This window comes from Antarcticimicrobium sp. (genome assembly GCF_029212575.1).
GTDB lineage: Bacteria > Pseudomonadota > Alphaproteobacteria > Rhodobacterales > Rhodobacteraceae > Antarcticimicrobium.
Map to the genome: position 1 here is coordinate 114898 of NZ_JARGPK010000042.1, position 22575 is coordinate 137472.

Here is a 22575-nt window from a genome sequence, read left to right on the forward strand (position 1 = left end):
CCTGCGGTGAAATCGGTCCGCCTGCGCCTGCTGGTCCTGGCGCTCGCCCCGCTCACGGTGCTGATGCCGCTCCTGATGGCCATCGGCCTGACCCGCTGGGCGGCGGGCTATGACAAGGCGCTGATCACCAATGTGGAAAGCGACCTGCGCATCGCCGAGCAGTACCTGGCCCGGATCATGGCGGGCACCGGCGACGATCTGACCGGGCTGGCCGAATCCGCCGAATTTGCCAAGATCCTGCGCCAGGACTCCTCTGGGCGGGCCGCCTTTTTCCAGCGCAAGCGCGCGGCGCTGGAGCTCGACTTTCTTTACTACATACCCGCGTCCGAGGCGCTTGAGGCGGCGGCGCGCTGGCCGGTCATCAACACCGGCCTCAACGGCCGCCCGGCCACCGAGATCGACGTGTTTGACGCCGCCAGCCTCGCCGCCTTGTCCGACGAGCTGGCGACCCGTGCCCGCATCGACCTGATCGAGACCGAGGCCGCCGTCCCCACCGAGCGCACCGCCGAGGACCGCGGCATGGTGGTGCATTCGGCGGCGCCGGTCCGCCTGTCCGGGCAGGAGGGCGTCCTTGTCGGCGGTATCCTTCTCAACCGCAACCTGCAGTTCATCGACACGATCAACGCGCTGGTCTATCTCAACGCGGAGACCGGGGGCGACCGGCAGGGCACCGCGACGCTGTTTCTCGACGATGTGCGCGTATCGACCAATGTGCGCCTGTTCGAGGACACCCGCGCGCTGGGAACCCGGGTTTCGGCGGTCGTGCGCGAGGGCGTGCTGGGCGAGGGGCGCACATGGCTCGACCGCGCCTTTGTGGTGAACGACTGGTACATCTCGGGGTACCGGCCGCTGACCGACAGTTTCGGTGAGCGGGTCGGAATGCTCTATGTCGGCTTTCTCGAGGCCCCCTTTGCCGCCGCCGAACGCGCGGCCTTCCTGTGGATCCTGGCGGCGTTCGGCGGCGTCCTGATGCTGTCGGTGCCGGTTTTCCTGTGGCTGGCCAAGGGCATATTCGCGCCGCTGGAGCGCATGACCCAGACCATGCAACGGGTGCGCCGGGGCGATCTGTCGGCGCGCAACGGGGACGTCGGCTCACGCGACGAGATCGGTCAGGTCGCGGGGCATCTCGATGGCCTTCTGGACATGGTGCAGGACCGCGACCACCGCTTGCGCGCCTGGGCCGACGAGTTGAACCAGCGCGTCGAGGAGCGCACCGCCGAATTGCGCGAGGCCAACGAAAAGCTTGAAGAGACCTTTCGCCAACTGGTGATGAGCGAGAAACTGGCCTCGATCGGCGAGATCACCGCCGGTGTCGCGCATGAAATCAACAACCCCGTCGCGGTGATCCAGGGCAATGTCGACGTGATCCGCGAAGAACTTGGCGAGGCGGCCAAACCGGTGACGACCGAGTTGACCCTGATCGACCGGCAGGTGGCGCGGATCGTGGCCATCGTCGGCAAGCTTCTGCAATTCGCCCGCCCCGGCGAGTTTTCGGGCTATGGCGATACCGTCGACCTCGCCCCGCTGGTCGAGGATTCGCTGCTGCTGGTCGAACATGTGCTGTCGAAAAGCGAGATCGACGTGATCACCGACTTCGCGCCTGTCCCGCGGGTGCGGATCGACCCCGGCGAGATGCAGCAGGTTGTGATCAACCTTCTGGTCAATGCGGGGCAGGCCATGGGCACCTCCGGGCGTCTGACCCTGACCATTCGTGCCGAGACGCGAGACGGGCAGCCCGGCGCCGTTCTTTGCGTGCGTGACACCGGGCCCGGCGTGCCGGAGGACAAGCTGGCCTCGGTTTTCGATCCGTTCTTTACCACCAAGCTGGGCGAGGGCACCGGGCTTGGCCTGTCGATTTCCCAGACCCTGATCCAGCGCGCCGGCGGGCTGATCTCGGTCGCCAATCCGCAGGGCGGCGGGGCCGAGTTCCGCATCTGGCTGCCCGCCGACGGGGGTTGACCCCGTTACGCCGCCGTCACCCGCACGGCGGCGAACTTGAACTCCGGGATCTTGCCATAGGGATCGAGCGCCGGGTTGGTCAGGATGTTGGCCGCCGCCTCCACATAGGCAAAGGGCAGGAACACCATGTCGGGCGCCACCGCGCGGTCGGCTCGCGCCATCACCTCGACCGCGCCGCGCCGCGTCTCCAGCCGGACCATGCCGCCCGGCGCCACACCCAGGCGGCGCAGCGTCGCCGGATGCAACGAGCAGTTGGCCTGTGGCTCCACCGCGTCGAGCACGCGCGCCCGCCGCGTCATCGAGCCGGTATGCCAGTGTTCGAGCTGCCGCCCCGTGGTCAGCACCATCGGGAACTCGGCATCCGGCTGCTCGTCGGGCGGGACGACACTGGCCGGGGTAAAGCGCGCGCGCCCACCCGCGCGCGGGAAGGCATCGCCGAACACGATCGCCTGGCCCGGATCGTCGGGCGAGTGGCTGGGATAGGTGACCGCGTTCTCGGCCTCCAGCCGCGCCCAGGTGATGTTGGAGAGCGATTTCATCCCCCGTTTCATCTCGGCGAAGACCTCCGAGGGGTCGGCATAGCTCCAGTCCAGCCCCAGACGCCGCGCCAGCGCCACGGTGATCGCCCAATCCTGTCGCGCCGCGCCCGGCGGGGCGACGGCGGCGCGGCCCATCTGGACCTGCCGGTTGGTATTGGTCACCGTCCCGGACTTCTCGAAAAAGGCCGAGGCCGGCAGGATCACGTCGGCGTAATTCGCCGTCTCGGTCAGGAAGATGTCCTGCACCACCATGTGCTCCAGCTTTGCCAGCGCCTCGCGTGCATGGGTGACGTCGGGGTCGGACATCGCCGGATTCTCGCCCAGGATATACATGCCCCTGACCTGTCCGTCATGCACCGCGTCGAGGATCTCGGTCACGGTGAGACCCGCCTCGGCGTTGAAATCGCCCGATTTCCAGATCTCCGAGAAGGCGCCGCGCACGCCGTCGTCGGTAACGCTCTGATAGTCGGGCAGGAACATCGGGATCAGCCCCGCGTCGGAGGCCCCCTGCACGTTGTTTTGCCCCCGCAGCGGGTGCAGACCGGCGCCGGGCTTTCCGACATTGCCGGTCATCAGCGCCAGGCTGATCAGACAGCGCGAATTGTCGGTGCCGTGGATATGCTGGCTGACCCCCATCCCCCAGAAGATCATCCCCGCCTTTCCCCCGGCGAAATCGCGCGCCACCGCGCGCACCGTGGCCGCGTCGATGCCGGTCAGCTCCTCCACCGTTTCTGGTGCGAACCCGGCGAGATGCTGTTTCTGCGCCTCCCAGTTCTCGGTGAATTCGTCGATATAGGCCGGATCGAAAAGCTCCTCCTCCACGATCACGGACATGATCGCGTTGAGCAGGGCCACGTCCGCGCCGGGACGGAACTGCAGCATGTGGGTGGCCTGCCGCCTGAGCGCCTGGCCGCGCGGATCCATCACGATCAGCTTGCCGCCGCGTTTCGCGAATTGCTTGAAATAGGTGGCCGCGACGGGGTGGTTCTCCACCGGGTTGGCGCCGATCACGATGGCCACGTCGGCGTTCTCGATCTGATTGAAGGTGGCGGTGACCGCGCCGGAGCCGACGTTTTCCATCAACGCCGCCACCGAAGAGGCATGGCAAAGCCGGGTGCAATGATCCACGTTGTTGTGGCCAAAGCCCTGCCGGATCAGCTTCTGAAACAGATAGGCCTCCTCGTTGGTGCATTTGGCGCTGCCGAAACCGGCGACAGAGGCGCCGCCATGCTCCACGCGCAGGCGCGCCATCCCCCCGGCGGCGGCCTCCAGCGCCTCGTCCCAGCTCGCCTCGCGGAAATGGGTCAGGGGGTTGGCCGGGTCCACGTTCAGCCCCTTGGGCGCATCAGCGCGCCGGATCAGTGGCGTCGTCAGCCGGTGCGGGTGGTCGATGTAGTCGAAGCCGAACCGCCCCTTGACGCAAAGCCGCCCCTCGTTTGCCGGGCCGTTGACGCCCTCGACGTATTTCACCTTGCCGTCCTTGACCTTCAACGACACCTGGCACCCCACGCCGCAGAACGGGCAGACCGATTGCACCTCGGTATCGAAATCGGTGCTGTCGCCATGCTGCGCATCGTCCAGCACGGTCGCGGGCATCAACGCACCGGTCGGGCAGGCCTGCACGCATTCACCGCAGGCCACACAGGTACTGTCGCCCATCGGATCGGCGAAATCGAAGCTTGGGTAGGCGTCATGCCCGCGTCCGGCCATGCCGATCACGTCATTGACCTGCACCTCGCGGCAGGCGCGCACGCACAGCCCGCACTGGATGCAGGCGTCGAGGTTGACGCGCATCGCCACGTGGCTGTCATCGAGCAGCGGGATGCGCCCCTCCTCCAGCCTGGGAAAGCGGCTTTCGCTGACGCCGTTGGCCTCGGCCATATCCCAAAGGTGCGCCCCCGCATCATGCGCCTCTTCGCGCCGGGGCTGGTCGGCCAGCAGCAGCTCCATCACCAGCTTGCGGGCGGTCTCGGCGCGGTCGGAGGCGGTGTTCACCACCATGCCCTCGGTGGCCGTGCGGCAGCAGGAGGCGGCGAGCGTGCGCTCTCCGTCGATCTCGACCATGCAGGCGCGGCAGTTGCCGTCGGCGCGATAGCCGGTCTGGTCCTTGTGGCACAGATGCGGGATGGTCCTGCCGTGCCGCTGCGCCACCTGCCAGATGGTCTCATCCGGGGCGGCGGTGACGTTTTTGCCGTCGAGGCAGAAGGTGATGTTCTTGCTCATGGTTCAGACCTCGTCCGCAAAGTGTTTCATCACCAGCCGGATCGGATTGGGCGCGGCCTGCCCCAGACCGCAGATCGAGGCGTCGGCCATCACCGTGCACAGATCTTCGAGCAGCGCCCGGTCCCAACTTTCGGCCTGCATCAGCTTCACCGCCTTTTCGCAGCCCGCCCGGCAGGGTGTGCATTGACCGCAGCTTTCGCTTTCGAAGAACTTCAGCATGTTCAGCGCCGCCATGCGTGCGCTGTCCTGATCCGACAGCACCACCACCGCCGCCGAACCGATGAAACTGCCATGCGGCTGCAACGTGTCGAAATCCAGCGGCACGTCGTCCAGCGTCGCGGGAAGCAGCCCCGACGACGGCCCGCCCGGCTGATAGGCCTTGAACACATGCCCCTCGGCCATGCCGCCGGCGGCGTCGATGATGTCGCGAATGGTTGAGCCCGCCGGCAGCAGATGGACCCCCGGCCGCGCCACCCGGCCCGAGACCGAGTAGCTGCGCAACCCCTTACGCCCGTTCCGTTCGACCGTGGACAGGATCTCCGGCCCCTCGCGGCAGACGCGGGCGACCCATTTCAGCGTCTCGACGTTATGCACCAGCGTGGGCCGGCCAAAGACACCCACCTGCGCCACATAGGGCGGCCGCAGGCGGGGAATGCCGCGCTTGCCCTCGATCGACTCGATCATCGCGCTTTCCTCGCCGCAGATATAGGCGCCCGCGCCCCGGCGCAGGTCGATATACCCGGGCACCACGATGCCGGCATCCTCCAGCGCGGCGATCTCCCGCCTCAGCACCTCCAGCACCGCCGGGTACTCGTCGCGCATGTAGACAAAGCAGGTCTCGGCTTCGACCGCCCAGGCTGCGATCAACATGCCTTCGAGGAACAGGTGCGGATGGCGTTCCAGCCAATAGCGATCCTTGAAGGTGCCCGGTTCTCCCTCGTCGCCGTTCACCGCCAGGTAACGCGGGCCCGGATTGGCGCGCACGAAGCCCCATTTCTTTCCCGAGGGGAAGCCCGCACCGCCAAGCCCGCGCAGCCCCGCCGACAGCAGGCGATCCTGCACCTCTTCCCAGTCCCCGGTGTTTCGCAGGGCCAGCAGCGTTTCGTACCCGCCGCCGGCGCGATAGGCGGTCAAACCCTCGTACGCCGGTATCTCGGGATGAAACGCGCCCGCCGAGATCAGGGCATCTATGGCCTCCGGCGTGGCGTGATCCAGGTGACGATGGCCGACCTCGGCCACCGGGGCGGTATCGCAGCGGCCCATGCAGGGGGCGCGCAACACGCGGACCCTGGCCGGGTCGTGGCCCGCCTCCAGCGCGGCCAGCAGCGTCTCGGATCCGGCCATTTCACACGACAGCGAGTCGCAGACGCGAATGGTCAGATCGGGCGGCGGCGTCTCGCCCTCGCGCACCGGGTCGAAATGGGCGTAGAAGGTGGCAACCTCCCAGACCTCGGCCATCGACAGGCCAAGCTCCTCGGCCAGCGCGCGCAGATGCGGCGCGGAGAGGTGGCCATGGGCATCCTGGATCAGATGCAGAAACTCGATCAGCAGATCGCGCCGACGCGGCCTGCCGCCCATCAACGCGCGCACCTCCTGCCAGGCGGTGTCGTCCAGCTGGCGCCCCTTCGGCGTCGGGCGACCACGCTTGCCGCCGCCGGACCGCCAGATGCCTGCGTTTTGATCCAATGCCATTTCCGGTGTCCCCGCGAGCCCTGTTCAGGACCCGCTCTGGTCTGTTCACCTTTGCAAATCAATATCGCTTTTCCGTTGTACGATTGATTTTCTCAATCGAAAGCGTGGGGGTCGAAGCGCCTCAGACCAGCCCGAAGGATGCGTAGGGCAGAAAGCGCACCGGGGTGCCCGGGGCGATCTCGGCCGCGCCGTCGGGCAGTTCGACCAGTCCGGTCGCCCAGGACAGCCCGCTGATCCGGCCGGAGCCCTCCGAACGGAACACCTCGGCGGCGCCCTCGGCGGTCAGGCGCGCGCGCAGGTACTCGCGGCGGCCCGGTTTCTTGGCCTTGGAAAAGGCCGCCGGGACGGCGAACCCCTGCGGCACCGTCCATCCCGCCCCGGCCATCAGCGAAAGGGCCGGCCGGGCGAAGACCAGGGCGCAGACCAGCGCCGCCACCGGGTTGCCGGGCAGGCCGAAGACCGGCGCCCCGCGCCATGTCGCCAAGGCCAGCGGACGGCCCGGTTTCAGTGCGATCCGCCAGCTGGACAGGGTGCCCTGTTCCCGCAGCAGGGCCGAAACGTGATCCTCGTCCCCGGCCGAGGCGCCCCCCGATGTCAGGATCACGTCGGCCTCGCGCGCACCTTCGTCCAGCCGCGCGGCAATGCGGGCCCGGTCGTCGCCGACCCGGCCCAGGTCGATCGCCTCGTACCCCCAGCCGCGCGCCAGGCTCAGCAGCATCGGGCGGTTGGCATCCCAGATCTGGTGCGGCCGCGCGGGCAGGTCGGGGGCGGAGACAATCTCGTCCCCGGTGGAGAGCACCCCCACCCGCAGCGGGCGGAACAGCTCGACCGATCCGATGCCCAGCGCCGAGAGCAGCGCCAGCTCGGGCGCGCGCCGGCGGTGCCCGGTCGGCAGCGCCTGCGCGCCTTCGGTGACATCCTCGCCGGCGGCACGGGTGTTGGCGCCGGGCTTCACCGGCCCGTCAAAGACCACCGCCGTGCCATCCGTCGCGGTGTCCTCCTCGAGCACCACGGTATCGACGCCCTCGGGCAGGATCGCCCCGGTCAGGATCCGCACCGCCGCGCCCCTTGGTACCGCGCCGTCAAAGGGTTGCCCGGCGGCGGCGCGCCCCGTGACCAGGGGCAGCCTTTGCGCGCCTTCGCCGGTGGCGGCATGGGCAAAGCCGTACCCGTCAACCGCGGAATTGGGCCGCGGCGGGTTCGATCGCCGCGCCACAGCCGGGGCGGCCAGAATGCGCCCCGCGGCCTCTGCCGTCGGGCGGGTCTCGGTGGCGGTGAGCGGGTGCAGCGCGGCCCGCAGCCTGTCCAGCGCCGCATCGACCGGCACCCAGTCCACCCCCTGCGGCAGGGCGAAACAATCGTTGCGCAGTCGCGGCGGGACGAGCGGCGGCGCAGCGGCCGCGCGGGCGGCGGCATCGAGGGCGGCCTGGTGACCCAGCCCGAGGATCCAGCCCTCCTCCGGGTCGCCCTCGCGCGTCATCGCGTCAAGATCGGCGGGCTCCAGTGCCCGCAGCGCACTGGCCAGCACCCGAACCTGCGCGCGATCCTTGATCTCTTCCGGCTCGGCCAGATCGGCGACGGTTTTCCGGATCAGCGACGGAAACACCTCGACCAGCGTGACGGGGGTGTCGCGCGTCTCGAAGGGCCGCACCGAGAGCGCCGCGCCGAACCGCCTGCGCAGCGCCTCAAGCCGGGCAATCCCCAGCAGCGCCTGCGAGCCGACCGAACCCACGCCCGCCAGCTTCCAGACCGGCTGTGCCCCCGGCGCATCGTCGCAAACGCGCCGCTCGCCAAAGGGGTTGGCATAGCCGGCCTTGGTGCGCGGCAGATCGGCAATGTCGCGGCCCAGCGGGTTGGCCCAGAACGGACCCTCGCCGGGGAACCGCCGGTTGATCTCGGCCGCCACGTCGAGCCTGTTGTTGCCGTTGTCGGCGCCGTCTTCGATCCGCGCCGCGATCTCGGCCCAGAGCGCAAGCGGATCGCCCCGGCCGGTCAGGGCGCGGGCAAATCCGCGCGGATAGGCAAAGGGGAAATCGAATCCGGCGAGCACCCGCCGCCCGCTGTCCATTTCGGCTGCGAACAGGGCGCAAAGCGCCTCGGTCGCCGCCTCGCGGGTGCGGTGGTAGCTGGTCGTCACCCCGCCGTCACAGGCCACGCCGATCCAGATCGCGTCCTTTGACGGCCGCACCGGCGAGGGCGTGGACGCGCCCGACCAGTCGGTGACGACAACGGTTTCAAAGCTCACAGTCCGACCTCCCGCAGAATGAAATCGGCAATCGCCCCGGTGTCGTCGAGATCAAACACCGGCAGCGCAGCGCCGGGCAGCGGCGCATCGGCGGCGATGGCGCGGATGGTTTCGTTCCGCGTCGCCAGCGGCGGCCTGCCCGTGGCCCGGCGGTGCGCCTCGACCTTTCGGTGCGGTGCCCGCTTGTAGCCCTCGATCAGCACCAGATCGACGGGCGAAAGCCGCGCCAAAAGATCGTCCAGCGGCGGCTCGTCCTGCCCCCGCAACTCATGCATCAGCGCCCAGCGGCGGGGCGAGGCGAGCAGCACCTCGCGCGCGCCAGCCGCCCGGTGGCGATGGCTGTCGCGGCCCGGCTGGTCCACATCGGTGTCGTGATGGGCGTGCTTCACCGTCGAGACGGAAACCCCGCGCCCGCTGATCTCGCTCACCAGCCGCTCCATCAGCCCGGTCTTGCCGGCGTTCTTCCACCCGGTGACGCCATAGACCCTCACAACAGCTCCGACAGGTGCTCGGCCCGGGCGACGTCCTCGGGCGTATTGACGTTGAAGAACGGATCGAACGGGCCGGTGGGAAACTCGGCCAGCCCGGCCTGATGCGCATCGGTCCACAGCACGATCTTGCGCAGCCCGCCTTTCAACGCGTCCCGCAGATCTTCGCGCAGGGCGACCGGCCAGAGGCCGAAGGTCGGGTGCCGCCAGAGCTTGCCGGCCGCGTCGCGCGAACCGGCCAGCGCCAGCCCATCGGGGCCCGCCGCCGCGCGCAGACGGGCAACGAGATCGTGGGGGAAGAACGGCGTGTCGGCGGCGGCGGTGACGATGGCGTCGACGCCCTCGGCGGCGGCCCAGTCAAGCCCGGCCAGAACCCCGGCCAGCGGACCGGGATACTCCGGCAGGCTGTCGGGCAGCACCGGCAGGGCGAACTCGGCGAACCGGGCCGGGTCGCCATTGGCGTTGATCGCCAGCCGCGCGCATTGCGGCGCCAGCCGGGCGATCACATGGTCGATCAGGCGCAGATCGCGCACCCTGAGCAGCCCCTTGTCGCCGCCGCCCATCCGCGTGGCCTGGCCCCCGGCCAGGATGACACCCGCGACCTCAGTCACCGCGCGCACCCTTGCGCCGGTGTTTCCCGTCCTCGACCGGGATGCTGGCCGGGTCGACGTCGCGCAACAGCCGCTCCTCTCCCGACAGGCAGACGAAACGCTGCCCGCGCATCCGCCCGATCAGGGTCAGGCCGACCTGCTGCGCGATCTCCACCCCCCAGGCGGTGAAGCCCGAGCGCGAGGCCAGCGCCGGGATCCCCATGAGCGCGGTCTTGATCACCATCTCCGAGGTCAGCCGCCCGGTGGTGTAGAGGATCTTGTCCTGTGCCTCGATCCCGTGGCGGAACATGAACCCGGCGATCTTGTCCACCGCGTTGTGGCGACCGACATCCTCCATGTAAACCAAGGGCTTGTCCTGTCGGCATAGGACCGTGCCATGAATCGCGCCGGCCTCCAGGTACAGCGACGGCGTGGTGTTGATCTCTTTGGCCAGCGCGTAGAGCCAGCTTGTGCGCACCCCGGCCTGCGGCAGGCTCAGCCCCTCCAGCCCCTCCATCATGTCGCCAAAGACCGTGCCCACGGCGCAACCGCTGGTGCGGGTCTTTTTCTGGACCTTTTCCTCGTAAGAGGTCTCGCGCGCGGTGCGCACGACGACGGTTTCGATCTCGTCGTCGTAGTCTACCCCGGTCACCTCGTCATCCGCGCGCAGCATGCCCTGATTGCGCAGGAATCCCAGAGCCAGGTACTCGGGATAGTCACCGATGGTCATCGCGGTGACGATCTCCTGCCGGTTCAGGTAGATTGTCAGGGGCCGTTCCTCGACCACCGAGATTTCCACCTGTGCGCCGGTCTGGTCGGTGCCGGTGACACGACGGGTCAGCCGCGCATCCTGCGGATCGGGCAAAAAGGGAAACTCGGGCGGCAAGGGCGGGGGGCTCCTGTCTGAGTGGCGTGTCTTTCCTGCTCGCGCGCTATCTTGTATGGGTGCCTGACCGGACGCAAGGGGAGAGCGATGCTGGGATATGTTGTGGCCGAGGGGCGCGGCGCGGGCGATGCGGTGATCCGCGATGCGGCAAACCGGCTGGCCGCGCGGGGCCTGCCCCTGGCCGGGGCGGTGCAGGTGAACCTCGAGACCGACCCGAGCCGCAAATGCGACATGGAGCTTCATATCCTGTCCGGCACCGACGTGGTGCGCATCAATCAGAACCTCGGCGTGCACTCGCACGGCTGCCGGCTTGATACCGAGGGGCTGGAACGTGCCGTCGGGCTGGTTGCGGCGGCGCTGGAGAAGGATCCGGCCCTTCTGATCGTCAACAAGTTCGGCAAGCAGGAGCTTGACGGCCGCGGCTTTCGCCCGCTGATCGGCGAGGCTCTGGCAAGGGGCATCCCGGTCCTGACCGCGGTCGGCCCGGGCAATGTCGCGGGTTTTCTGGACTATGCCCAGGACCTGGCGGAACGATTGCCGCCGGATCCGCGGGCGGTGGTCGATTGGTGCCTCGCCCGGCGCTGCGCGGCGGAGTAGGACGCGGCAAGGGCACGCCTCACGCCGAGTCGGTTGGGGGGCTGCCGCCGCTTTGGGGTCGCCCTGCGCGCAAGGCCGCCTCGACCAGCGTGCGGGCGGGAAGGCCGAGATGCGCGCCCAGGGCCTCGGCCGCCGGGTTGCAGGCCGAGAGCACCCCATCCTCCAGCGTCGATCTCGCGTCGCCGATCCGCGCCGACATCGCCGCGACCGTGGCCGCCGCCACACCGCGCGCCTGAAGCGCCGGCAGGCGCGAGGTCGCCGCGCCGCCCGCATCGTTGAAAAGCGCCAGCGCCGCGTCCGCCTTCAGCGCATTGGCCGGTTCGCCGCCAAAGATCGCCCCGTGCGACCCGGTGACAACCACCTGCCCGGCGTCTTCCGGCGCAACAAGGCTGGCGGAATCGACCAGAACAAGGCGCCGCCCGCCGGGAACCGGGGTTAACTCCTGCCGCGCTTCACGGATATCCGGACAGGTGCCGGCGGGTCGGCTCGCCCCTTCCAGCAGCTTCGCGGCCTCGGCGCAGGGCATCCCCGGCCACAGGCCCAAAGCCTCGGCCAGGGTGTTGGCGTGGGAAATCACCCCCTGACCCAGCATCGCGCCGGCGTCGCCGATCGGGGCGCTCCGGTGATCGACCGCCGCCGCCGCCATGCCCAGCCGCGCCAGCCAGGCAAGGCCGCCGATCCCGGCGCGATCCAGCCCGACGCCGGCATCGTTGAACATCGCCGCCCGCGCACCGGAGCGAAAGGCGAGACAGGCGGCAAAGACCCCCCCGTGCGACCCGGTGACAACGACGCGGCCCGCCGCGCCGTCCAGCTTGGTGACACTGTCGGCCAGAAGCGGATCAGGCAATCCGGTCGCCCTTTTTCACCTGCACCGCCCGGCTGTCGGCGGCGGGCAGCATCTTGCCCGGATCGCGGGTCACGACGACATCCAGAACGGTGGGCCGCCCGGTTTCCGCCAACCCCTGCCGGATCGCGCCGGCCAGCGCATCGGGTGCCTCCACCCTTATGCCAAGGCATCCCATCGCCTTGGCGACATCGGCATAGTTGGTCTCGGCCAGATCGCTGGACTGGTAATTCCCCTCGCCATACATCAGATGTTGCAGCGCCTTGACGTATCCCGAGGCGGCGTTGTTCACGACGATGATGGTTGGCGCCAGCCCCATCCGGCGGGCGGTCTCGATCTCGCCCAGCACCATGTTGAAGCCTCCGTCGCCGGTGATCGCCACCACCGCGCGCTCCGGGGCCGCCAGACAGGCGCCGATTGCCCCCGGCAGGCCGTAACCGATCGAGGCGAAACCGCGATCCGGCACAAAGCCGCGCCCGGCCCGGCGGCTGTCATAAAGCAGCCCGCCCCAATGCGCGGCGAACCCGCCGTCAGCGATCAGGATCGCGTCCTCGGGCAGATGGGTGTTCAACTCCCCCATCATCCGGCCCATGGAGACCGGAACGTCCTCGCTGGTCAGCCGCTCCTTGGCCATTTCGCGCCAGTCGTTCATCTTGTCGACGACGCCTGCGCACCAGGTCTCGCGCGCTTCGGGGACCGGCCTGCCGTCCAACGCCGTCCTCAGATCGCGGATGCCCTCGCGCGCATCGCCCCAAAGCGGCAGTTCGGGCGCATAGGTGCGGCCAATCTCTTCGGCCACGCAATCCAGGTGGATCACCCGCTTGCCCGGCGCCGGCACGGTGTAGCGTTTGGTGGCGATCTCCCCCAGTTTACAGCCGACGACCAGCAGGCAATCACTGTCCTCGATCAGCCCGTTTGCAATCCGGTCATAACGCCCGAACAACCCCGCCGACAGCGGGCTGGTGCAGGCGATGGCGCCCTTGCCGCTCATGGTGTGGGCGACGGGGATCTGCGCCGCCTCGGCCAGGGCCTGAAGATCCGGTGCCGCTTGTGAAATATGCACGCCGCCGCCCGCCAGGATCAAAGGGCGCTCCGCGCTGGCGAGCAGCGCCGCCGCCTCGGCCAGGCTGTCAGCCTCGGGCCGACAGCGCAGCGCCGGCGCCGAGCGGTAGCGCGGATCGCAGGCGAAATCCCCCTCGGCGAACCCATGGGTGCCATGCGCGATATCCTCCGGCACGATCAGCACCACGGGGCCGGGCCGACCGGTCGTCGCCACGATGAACGCCCGGCGCAACAGTTCGGGGATGCGCTGGATCGTCTCGACCCGGATCACCTCCTTGGCGGCCGGGCGCAGGATCTCGGCCTGGTGGGTCTCCTGGGTCATGTTCTTCCAGGAATGATCGCGGTGGGTATCCCCCACGATTGCCACGATGGGAGAGCCCGCATTCAGCGCCTCGACCAGCCCGGTCACAAGGTTGGTCGCCCCCGGCCCGAGCGTCGCGTCGACCAGCCCGACGCGGCCCGAAACCTTGGCATAGGCATCGGCGGCGAAGACCCCGCAGCGTTCGTCGTTGATCAGGTGATGGGCCAGCCCCAGCCGCCGCGCGGCATCGTAGTAGGGCAGAAGCTGAAACCCGCCCATGCCGAACACCGGCCCGGCCTCATGCGCCAGCAGGGTCCGCACCAGTGCTTCGCCCCCGGTCATCTCGTTGCTTTTCGTCATCGTCTCTTCCAGTCAGGTAATGCGATAGCCCAGCAGCCGCGGCAGCCAGAGCGCGATTTCGGGAAAGATCAGGATCAGCGCCAGCGCCACCACCATCGCCAGCAGCAGCCAGCCGACCCAGCGAAAGGTGGATTCCAGCGGCACGCCGGCGATCTTGGCGGTCACCATCAGGTTGACCGCGACCGGCGGGGTGAACTGCCCCATGGCGATGTTGATGGCCATGACGACACCGAACCAGACATAGGACCAGCCAAAGGTCTGCACGATCGGGATCAGCAGCGGCAGCGTGATCAGATAGATCGAGACCCCGTCCAGAACCATGCCGGCAAACAGCATGACGATCATGATCAGGACAAGGATGACCCATTGGTTGTCGCTGACCGACAGCAACAGGTCCGCCGTGGCGCTGAAGGCGCCCATGGTCGACCCGGCCCAGGCGAACAGCCCGGCCAGCGACAGGATCAGCATCAGCACGCCAGAGATCCGGGCGCTTTCGGCCAGCACGTTGTAGACGTCGCGCCACCCCATCGTGCGATAGAGCACGACGCCGACGAAGAACCCGTAGAATACCGCCACCACCGCCGTTTCAGTTGGCGTGAACAGGCCCGAGCGCAGCCCGCCCAGGATGATCACCGGCGCCATCAGGCCGGGCAGGGCGCGGCGCAGGCTGGTCCAGAACGGCGGGCGCTCCGGCGCCTCCTGCGTGCCAAAACCGTGGCGGCGGCTGAGCAGGATGGTCGGCACCGCCACCGCCGTGCCCAGCAGCAGCCCGGGGATCAGCCCGGCGGCGAACAGCGCCCGCAGGTCCAGCCCCGGAATGATCACCGAATAGACGATCATCGCGATCGATGGCGGGATCAGGATCGCGGTCGAGGCCGAGGCGGCGATTACGCTGGCGGTGAACGGCCTTGGATAGCCCGCCTTGACCATCGACGGCAGCATGACGGTGGCCACCGCCGCCGCGTCCGCCGGGCCGGAGCCCGACATGCCGCCCATGATCATGCAGACCAGGATCGCCACCAGCGCCAGCCCGCCCCGGCGCGGGCCGACCATGGCCTGGGCAAACTCCACCAGCCGCGCGGCAACGCCGGAGCGTTCGAACACCGCGCCCGTGAGGATGAACAAAGGGATCGCGATCAGCGGATACTTGGCCACCGCCGCATAGGTGTTCGGCCCGATCATGCCCATCGCGGTCAGGTCGAGCCCCAGAAAGACCCCCACCGCGCCGCCCAGCCCGAGCGCCACGGCAATCGGGGTGCCGATCAGCATCAGAACGACGAAAACCAGCAGGAGCATCAGGTTGGCAAGGATCATGGTCTTTCGCCCCCGTCCCGCCGGCGGCGCAGCAGCACCGCCCGGCCCCGGCCCAGCACGCGCAGCAGGATCGCCACGCAAAGGATCGGCATCCAGATCGTGTAGATCCAGCTCGGGTTGCCCAGCCCCGGCGTGGTCTCTTCCCAATACCACTCGGAATAGGTCACCCGCGCCCCGTAGAAGAGCACCAGCGAGAACATCAGCGTGGTCGCCGCCAGCGTGACCAGCTCGCAGAGCCAGCGCAACCCGCGCGGCATTCGGTCGAGAAAGAAGGTGATGCGGATATGCTCGTTGCCCGCAAAGGCCGCCGAGGCGCCCACGAAGGTCATGAACACCAGCAGAAAGACCGAGTATTCCTCGGTAAAGGCAAAGGACACGTCGGTGGCATAGCGGGCGACCACATTGCCGAAGGATATCAGGCAGATCAGCGCCATCGCCGCGGCGCCGAGCGCCTCTTCGATCCGGACCGGCACGATCACATGCCCGGTGTCCGGCCCGCCTGTTCCGTGATTGCCGGCGGCACCGGATTCGGGCTCGTCGGGTGGTATCTCACCCATTCCGCGCTCCTGTCTTGGCAGTTGGGGAACCCGGCCCCCCGCGTGCTCGACGCGGGGGGCCGGGGTGTCAGCTTAGCGGTTGGCGACCGAGGCTTCGGCCTGATCGACAAGGTCGGAGCCGATCTTTTGCTTCCACTGGTCATAGACGCCGCGGGTCGCATCGACGAACTGCTGGCGTTCTTCCGGGGTCAGGGTCACCACATCGACGCCATAGCCCTTGATCTCGTCGATCAGGGTCTGGTCGCCGCCGGTCATGCCCTTGCGCGCGACCTCGATCCCATAGACACCGGCATCCACCGCCGCCTGTTGCAGGATCTGCTGATCCTCGGGAGTGAAGCTGTCAAAGACCGCCGGGTTCACCGCAAAGATCAGCGGGTCGGCGACATAGCCCCAAAGCGTCACATGGGTCTGACCCAGCTCGTGCATTTTCAGCACCGAGTAGATGGTCAGCGGGTTTTCCTGCCCGTCGACGGCGCCGGTGGTCAGCGCCGGCTGCGCGTCGGCCCAGCTCATCTGGGTGGGGTTGGCGCCAAGCGCGGTGAACATGTCGTTGTAGATCGGCGAGCCCACGACGCGCAGTTTCAGCCCCTCCATGTCGGCAGGGGTGCGGATCGAGCGTTTGGAGTTGGTCACCTCGCGGAACCCGTTTTCCGCCCAGGCCAGCGGCACCGCGCCTTTCTTGCGGACCGCGTCGAAGATCGCCTCGCCCACCGGACCCTGCGTCAGCGAATCCAGCGCCGCGTAATCGGGCATCAGGAACGGCAGCGAGAACAGGTTGAGTTCGGTGATCTGCGGCGACCAGTTGATGGTCGATCCGACCGCCATGTCGATCACCCCCTGCCGCAGCGCGGTGAACTCGCGGGTCTGGTCGCCCTGCACCAGTTGCACGCCGGGATAGATCTTCAGGTTGATGCGCCCGTCTGTACGTTCCCGGGTCAATTCTGCCCATTTGTCGGCCGCCAGCCCCCATGGGAACGGGGCCGGAACCACCGTCGAAACGCGGTACTCGTCCTTGTATTCGGCCATCGCCGGGGTCAGCCCCAGCGTCGTCAGCGCCACGGCTGCGGCGATCATGGTGTTTAAGGGTTTCATCCTATCTCCTCCCGAAGTGATGAATTCAGAAAAATGACGGCGCCCTCCCCGGCGCCGCCGGTTCACGACACTGCGGCGGGCTCCAACATCCCCCGAACCGCAGCGGCGATACTGTCGTCGCTGACCCGCGCCTGATCCTCCATCGGCGGGGCATAGGCGATGGGGATGCGCGGCGCCCCCAACCGGCGCACCGGCGCTTTCAGCCGGTGGTGCAATGCCTCGGCCACGCTGGCGGCGATCTCGGCGCCAAAGCCCGAGACCGCAACCGCCTCATGCACCACGAGCAGCCGCCCGGTCCTTTCGACCGAGGCGAAAACGGTGTCGCGGTCCCAGGGCCAGAGCGTGCGCAGGTCGATCACCTCGACGCCGATCCCCTCGGCGGCCAGCTGTTCGGCCACGCGCAGGCAGCCATGGCGCATGCCCGACCAGGTCACCATCGTCACGTCACCGCCCGCATGGGCCAGGTCGGCCTTGCCCAGCGGCACCAGGTGCTCCTGCTCGGGGATCTCGCCCTCCAGAGGCCAAAGGTTCTTGTGTTCCAGGTAGACCACCGGATCGTCGTTCCGGATCGCGGATTTCAGCAGCCCGAGATTGTCGGCCGGGGTTGCCGGGGCCACCACCACCAGGCCGGGAATATGAGTGTACCAGCTTTCCAGCGATTGCGAATGCTGCGCCGCCGAGGAGCGCCACATCCCCACCGGCTCGCGCACCACCATCGGCACCCGCATCTGGCCACCGAACATGAACCGGGCCTTGGCGGCCTGATTGACCAGCTCATCCACCGCGCAGAGGGCAAAATCGGAGAACCGCATCTCGACGATCGGTCGTGTGCCGGTCATCGCCGCGCCGACGGCGGCCCCCATGATGCAGGCCTCGGAAATCGGCGTGTCGGCGATCCGGTCGGCGCCGAACATCTCCTGCAGGCCCTTGTACTGGCCGAAGACGCCGCCGCGGCCCAGATCCTCGCCCAGCGCCCAGACGGAGGTGTCGCGCTGCATCTCCTCGATCACGGCGCGGCGGCCGGCCTCAAGATAGGTCATCACAGCCATCAGAATGCCCTCTCTCTCGGGTCGCCGATATCCTGAACGTCGGTAAAGGCGCCGGTGGCTTCGGGCCATCCGGTGTCGCGCGCCGCCTGTGCGATCGCCGCCATTGCGCCGGATTCCTGCGCCTGCAGGGCGCTGAGCCGTGCGTCGCTTTCGCCGGCCAGCCGTAGCGCCACCTCAAGCCGGGCAATGGGGCAATTGCCGCGCCATTCATCGACCTCCTGCGCCGGGCGGTAAGTCGCCGGATCGACGGCGGTGTGCCCGGTCATCCGGTAGGTGTGGCAGGTCAGGAAACGCGGCCCCTGTCCCGCCCGGATCGCGTCGATCGCCGCGCGCGCGGCAGCGTCAACCGCGACCACGTCGTTGCCATCGACCTCCTGCGCCTCCAGCCCCAGGCTTTCGGCCCGCGCCGCCGCCCCTTCGCCGCCGGTCATCTCGCGCGTGCGGGTGGTGGCGGAAAACCCGTTGTCCTCGCAGACGAAGAGCACCGGCAGGTCGAACACCCGCGCCCAGTTCAGCCCTTCGAGAAAGGGACCCCGGTTGACCGCCCCGTCGCCAAAGATGCACACGGTGATCTGGCGCGAGCCTTGCAGCTTTTGCGCATGGGCGGCCCCGGCAGCGATGGGGATATTGGCCCCGACAACCCCGTTGGCGCCCAGCATTCCGACACCGAAATCGGCGATATGCATCGAACCGCCCTTGCCGCCGCAGGTGCCGCCGGCGCGCCCGAACAACTCTCGCATCATCGCGAGCGGATCGGCCCCCTTGGCCAGCGTATGCCCGTGACCGCGATGGGTCGACAGCATCAGGTCGGCCGGTTCGAGATTGGCGCAGACCCCTGCCGCAACAGCCTCTTGTCCGATCGAGGGGTGGATCGCCCCCAGCACAAGGCCATCTTTCTGCGCCGCGATCGCCTCCTCCTCGAAGGCGCGGATACGGTGCATCAGGGCCAGTCGGCCCAGGAACCGGTCGCGGTCCAGATTATGGTGTCGCCCCTCGGCGATAACGTCCTGCACGTCGGTCTCCTTCCCTCCCTGAAATCATGCGCAAACGGGCACCGCCGTGCCGCGCCGCGCGTCCAGCATTCGTCCCAGATCCACCGCCTCGGCCTTGAGTTGCGCCACCAGCTCCTCCTGCCGGGGTGCGGCCATGCGTTCGCGGATCGCGGCGATCGAAAGCGCAGCGACAACGCGGCTGTCTCGGTCCAGCACCGGCACGCCCAACGCATTCATCGCGCTGACGATTCGTCCGTCGTTGAAGGAAAACCCCGCCGCGCGCGCCCGGTCGATCATCCCGAGCAGGGCGTCATCGCTAAAGGCGCTGAAGGCCTGCCGTTCCTCCCGGCTGGCCGCCAGGATGCGGCCAACTTCCGCATCGGGTTCGAACGCCAGCAGCGCCAGTGACCCGGCCCCCACCCCCAGTGGCCGCCGGTCCCCGACCGACAACGTCAATGTGCGGATCGGAAACGCGCCGGTCTGTCGATCGACGCAGAGCGCCTGATTGCCGTCGCGCAGGGACAGAAACACCGTGTCCCCGGTCAGGGCGGCCAGCCGGGCAATCCCCGGCCGCGCCAGATCGATGATGTGAAACCGCCGCGCGGCATTGCCGAGTTTGAACAGGCAGTACCCCAGCCGGTAATGCCGCCCGCCTGCATCCAGTTCGACATATCCGACATCGATCAGCGCCTTGAGCAGACGGGCGACGGTGGTTTTCCCCAGGCCCACCGACTCCGCGACATCGGACAGGCGCATCCCCCCGCTCGGCCCCTCGGACAGCGCTTTCAGCACCGTCGAAGCGCGCCCGATCGTTTGCACCGATGCCACGGATTTGTCCGACACGCTTCCCTCTACCCCCCGGTCTGATCCGATTCAGTCCCGAATAGTGAAACCGATTCGCCCGCATAATGAAACTAATTTCGGAGCGGAGGCGGTTTTTCCGGCCTCGGACCGCGCCTGCGTCACGCCACGTCGCGCTTGCCTTGAGGCCGGGCTCTCCGCGACATACACACCAAGGTTCTGATCCGTCCCCGCCGCGCCGGGGCCGCGCAACGCAAGGGATTTCCACCATGACCATGCCCCCGGCCTTTGACCACCTGCGCCTGCCGATGATCGGCAGCCCGCTGTTCATCATCTCGAACCCCGACCTGGTGATCGCCCAGTGCAAGGCGGGGATCGTCGGCTCTTTCCCCGCCCTCAACGCCCGCGAAAAGGACGGCGAGCCGATCGAGCTGGAACGCTGGCTGACCCGGATCACCGAGGAACTGGACCGTCACAACCAGGAAAACCCCGACCGCCCCGCCGCCCCCTTTGCCGTCAACCAGATCGTGCACCGCTCGAACGCGCGGCTGGAGCGGGACGTGGAGATCTGCGTGAAACACAAGGTGCCGGTCTGGATCACCTCGCTGGGGGCGCAGACCTGGGTCAACGACGCGGCGCATTCGGCGGGCGGGATTTCCCTGCATGACGTGATCAACAACCGCTTTGCGAATAAGGCCATCGAAAAGGGCGCCGACGGGCTGATCGCGGTGGCCGCCGGCGCTGGCGGCCATGCCGGCGCGCTGTCGCCGCTGGCCCTGGTGCAGGAGATCCGCGACTGGTTCGACGGGCCGCTGTTCCTGTCCGGCGCCATTGCTTGCGGCGACAGCCTGCTTGCGGCGCAGGCGATGGGCGCGGATGGCGGGTATGTCGGATCGGCCTTCATCGCCACCGAGGAGGCGAACGCCGAAGCGCGCTACAAGCAGATGATCGTCGAGGGCGGCGCCGATGACATCGTCTATTCGGACCTCTTCACCGGGGTCTGGGGCAATTACCTCAAACCCTCGGTCGCCGCCGCAGGGATGGACCCGGACAAGCTCGAACGCTCCGACCCCTCGGCCATGGATTTCGGCCCGAACCGGGAAAAGCCGAAGAGCTGGAAGGAGATCTGGGGTTCGGGCCAGGGCATCGGCGCGGTGCGCGACGTGATTCCGGCGGGCCATCTGGTGGACCGCATCGAGGCGGAGTATCTCGCCGCGCAGGACCGGCTGGCCGCGACGCTGGGCTGGACCCGGGGCTGATCCCGCCGGTCAGGCCAAGGCCGTCGCGGTGCCCGTCTCTGCGCGCAGCGCCTTGCGATCCATCTTGCCCACAGGTGTCTTGGGCAGGGCATCGCGAAACTCCAGCGCGCGGGGGATCTCGTGCCGCCCAAGCTTGTCGGCCAGAAACGCCTGCAACTGCTCCAGCGTGAACCGCGCCGCTCCTGGGCTCAGCACCACGAAGACCTTGGCGCTCTCGCCACGGTATTCATCCGGCACCCCGATCGCCATCGCCTCCGACACCCCCGGATAGCGGTGCACGGCATCCTCGATCATCACCGGGTAGACGTTGAATCCCCCCGACAGGATCATGTCCTTCTTGCGGTCCACAAGGTAGAGGAACCCGTCGGCGTCCATATGGGCGATATCGCCGGTCAGGAACCAACCGTCGTGAAATGCCGCCGCCGTCTCCTCCGGCCGGTTCCAATAGCGCTCCATCACGTTGAGGCCGCGGATCGCCATCTCTCCGTCCTCGCCCGGGGGCAGGTCGCGCGCGGGGTCGGCGGGATCGACGATCTTGATCTCCAGCCCGGGCAGCGGGATGCCGATGGTTCCCAGTTTGTCGTCCGGCAGTCCCGCCGGCACGTTCGATCCCGCCGGCGCGGTCTCGGTCATGCCCCAGCCGCCGCGCAGCTTGAGGCCGGTCAGCCGGCCGACCTTCCGATAGACCTCGACCGGCAGCGGCGCACCGCCGGATCCGATGAATTCCAGAGAACTCAGGTCACACTTCTCCACCTCCGGCTGGCGCAGGATCGCGATCCACATCGTCGGCACGCCCGACAGGATGTTGATGCGGTGCCTCTCGATATCGTCGAGCCCCTGCGCCGCGTCGAAGCGCGGCCGCAGGTGCAGGGTCAGCCCATCGGCGAAGCCGCGCAAAAGCTGAGTGGACAGCCCCAGGATATGGAACACCGGCGCATAAAGCAGCGTATGCTTGCCCGGCACGCGCGCCACCTCGCCGGTCAGGTATTCGCGGTAGATGTTGACCGCGGCGGCGATATTGGCGTGTGTCAGCACCGCCGCCTTGGGCCGGCCGGTGGTGCCGCCGGTATATTGCAGAAGGGCAATATCCTCGGGGGTGACGGGCACAGGCTCCCAGCCCGCGCCCTCGTGCCCGGCCCAGAATTCCTCGATTGACCTCGCCCCATCCGATATCGCCGCCTCTGGCCCATCGGGGCATTGCACCATCGGCGGGATCGGTCCATGCGCCGCCGCTGCCTCCAGCGGACCGGCAAACTCCGGGCGGGCCAGCGAGATCACCAGCCCGGCGCCGCTGTCGGCCAGCTTGTGGGCGATTTCCTCCGGTGCATCCAGCGGGCTCAGATGGGTGACGACAAGCCCGGCGGTCATCGCCGCGAAAAAGAACACCGGGTGCCAGGGGCAGTTGGGCAGATGCAGCGCAATCCGGTCGCCGGGTTTCAACCCAAAGGCGTGCAGAGCCGATGCCGCCCGCGCCGCCCGCGCCCGCATCTGGTCATAGGTGATCTCTTCGCCTGGATACTCGATCAGCACCCGTGGCCCGTGGGTGGCAAAAGCCTCGGCCATCATCCCGGTCAGGGTGGCCTTTGGCGGCACGAAATCGGGCCGCACACCGGGGTTGTAAAATTTATGCCACGGCCGCGTGCCGGGCTTGGGCAGTTCTGTCATGCAAGGTTCCTCCCTTGGCGGGAAGGGTGAAACGGACCGGTGGCGCGGTCCAGCCTTTCC

Annotated in this window: 18 protein-coding genes; 3 read left to right on the plus strand and 15 right to left on the minus strand. The window is 68.2% G+C overall.

Annotated elements, in window-relative coordinates; genetic code table 11:
• Window positions 1-6 precede the first annotated feature (6 nt).
• Window positions 7-1959, plus strand: a complete 1953-nt coding sequence (locus P1U75_RS08050) for a cache domain-containing protein (protein WP_300241861.1) — start codon at window positions 7-9, stop codon at window positions 1957-1959.
• Window positions 1960-1964: 5 nt separating this feature from the next.
• Here the strand turns inward: P1U75_RS08050 and fdhF are convergent, their stop codons facing one another.
• The 6 genes from fdhF to P1U75_RS08080 form a co-directional block, all read right to left on the minus strand.
• Window positions 1965-4721, minus strand: coding sequence for a formate dehydrogenase subunit alpha (gene fdhF, locus P1U75_RS08055; RefSeq protein WP_300241863.1), 2757 nt, complete (start codon window positions 4719-4721; stop codon window positions 1965-1967).
• Between the two features lie 3 nt (window positions 4722-4724).
• Window positions 4725-6413: an NAD(P)H-dependent oxidoreductase subunit E gene (locus tag P1U75_RS08060; protein ID WP_300241865.1), complete on the minus strand. Its 1689-nt coding sequence runs from the start codon at window positions 6411-6413 to the stop codon at window positions 4725-4727.
• A 121-nt stretch (window positions 6414-6534) separates the two neighbouring features.
• Window positions 6535-8658 carry a molybdopterin-binding protein gene (locus P1U75_RS08065; RefSeq protein ID WP_300241867.1) on the minus strand — a complete coding sequence of 708 codons (2124 nt, stop codon included), beginning with the start codon at window positions 8656-8658 and terminating at the stop codon, window positions 6535-6537.
• The gene (gene mobB / locus P1U75_RS08070; RefSeq protein WP_300241869.1) at window positions 8655-9149 is read right to left on the minus strand and encodes a molybdopterin-guanine dinucleotide biosynthesis protein B; all 495 of its coding nucleotides are present in this window, start codon (window positions 9147-9149) and stop codon (window positions 8655-8657) included. Before mobB ends, P1U75_RS08065 begins: the two co-directional genes overlap by 4 nt.
• Window positions 9146-9757: a molybdenum cofactor guanylyltransferase MobA gene (mobA, locus tag P1U75_RS08075; protein WP_300241871.1), complete on the minus strand. Its 612-nt coding sequence runs from the start codon at window positions 9755-9757 to the stop codon at window positions 9146-9148. Before mobA ends, mobB begins: the two co-directional genes overlap by 4 nt.
• Window positions 9750-10622: a formate dehydrogenase accessory sulfurtransferase FdhD gene (locus P1U75_RS08080; protein ID WP_300241873.1), complete on the minus strand. Its 873-nt coding sequence runs from the start codon at window positions 10620-10622 to the stop codon at window positions 9750-9752. The genes mobA and P1U75_RS08080 overlap by 8 nt, the downstream gene beginning before the upstream one ends.
• Window positions 10623-10709: 87 nt before the next feature.
• On the opposite strand from P1U75_RS08080, the gene P1U75_RS08085 reads away from it, so the two are divergent.
• Window positions 10710-11219: a DUF2478 domain-containing protein gene (locus P1U75_RS08085; RefSeq protein ID WP_300241875.1), complete on the plus strand. Its 510-nt coding sequence runs from the start codon at window positions 10710-10712 to the stop codon at window positions 11217-11219.
• Window positions 11220-11238: 19 nt separating this feature from the next.
• Here P1U75_RS08085 and P1U75_RS08090 read toward each other — a convergent pair whose 3' ends face one another.
• The 8 genes from P1U75_RS08090 to P1U75_RS08125 form a co-directional block, all read right to left on the minus strand.
• Entirely contained in the window at window positions 11239-12066 is an 828-nt protein-coding gene (locus tag P1U75_RS08090) for a hypothetical protein (protein WP_300241877.1), read from the minus strand.
• A complete protein-coding gene (locus P1U75_RS08095; protein WP_300241879.1) occupies window positions 12059-13786 on the minus strand; it encodes a thiamine pyrophosphate-binding protein in 1728 nt (575 codons plus the stop codon). Before P1U75_RS08095 ends, P1U75_RS08090 begins: the two co-directional genes overlap by 8 nt.
• A gap of 12 nt (window positions 13787-13798) precedes the next feature.
• The gene (locus tag P1U75_RS08100) at window positions 13799-15100 is read right to left on the minus strand and encodes a TRAP transporter large permease (RefSeq protein ID WP_300241881.1); all 1302 of its coding nucleotides are present in this window, start codon (window positions 15098-15100) and stop codon (window positions 13799-13801) included.
• Window positions 15097-15657, minus strand: coding sequence for a TRAP transporter small permease (locus tag P1U75_RS08105; RefSeq protein ID WP_300241883.1), 561 nt, complete (start codon window positions 15655-15657; stop codon window positions 15097-15099). The genes P1U75_RS08100 and P1U75_RS08105 overlap by 4 nt, the downstream gene beginning before the upstream one ends.
• Before the next feature lie 72 nt (window positions 15658-15729).
• Window positions 15730-16749, minus strand: a complete 1020-nt coding sequence (locus P1U75_RS08110) for a DctP family TRAP transporter solute-binding subunit (protein WP_300241887.1) — start codon at window positions 16747-16749, stop codon at window positions 15730-15732.
• 62 nt (window positions 16750-16811) lie between these two features.
• Window positions 16812-17798 carry an alpha-ketoacid dehydrogenase subunit beta gene (locus P1U75_RS08115; RefSeq protein ID WP_300241889.1) on the minus strand — a complete coding sequence of 329 codons (987 nt, stop codon included), beginning with the start codon at window positions 17796-17798 and terminating at the stop codon, window positions 16812-16814.
• The gene (locus P1U75_RS08120; RefSeq protein ID WP_300241891.1) at window positions 17798-18811 is read right to left on the minus strand and encodes a thiamine pyrophosphate-dependent dehydrogenase E1 component subunit alpha; all 1014 of its coding nucleotides are present in this window, start codon (window positions 18809-18811) and stop codon (window positions 17798-17800) included. Before P1U75_RS08120 ends, P1U75_RS08115 begins: the two co-directional genes overlap by 1 nt.
• Before the next feature lie 24 nt (window positions 18812-18835).
• Complete coding sequence (locus P1U75_RS08125; protein WP_300241893.1) at window positions 18836-19633, minus strand: IclR family transcriptional regulator; 798 nt, start codon at window positions 19631-19633, stop codon at window positions 18836-18838.
• 227 nt (window positions 19634-19860) lie between these two features.
• Here P1U75_RS08125 and P1U75_RS08130 point away from each other — a divergent pair, with 227 nt between their 5' ends.
• Window positions 19861-20850, plus strand: coding sequence for a nitronate monooxygenase family protein (locus tag P1U75_RS08130; RefSeq protein ID WP_300241895.1), 990 nt, complete (start codon window positions 19861-19863; stop codon window positions 20848-20850).
• A gap of 9 nt (window positions 20851-20859) precedes the next feature.
• Here P1U75_RS08130 and P1U75_RS08135 read toward each other — a convergent pair whose 3' ends face one another.
• Window positions 20860-22515, minus strand: a complete 1656-nt coding sequence (locus P1U75_RS08135; protein WP_300241897.1) for an AMP-binding protein — start codon at window positions 22513-22515, stop codon at window positions 20860-20862.
• Window positions 22516-22575 lie beyond the last annotated feature (60 nt).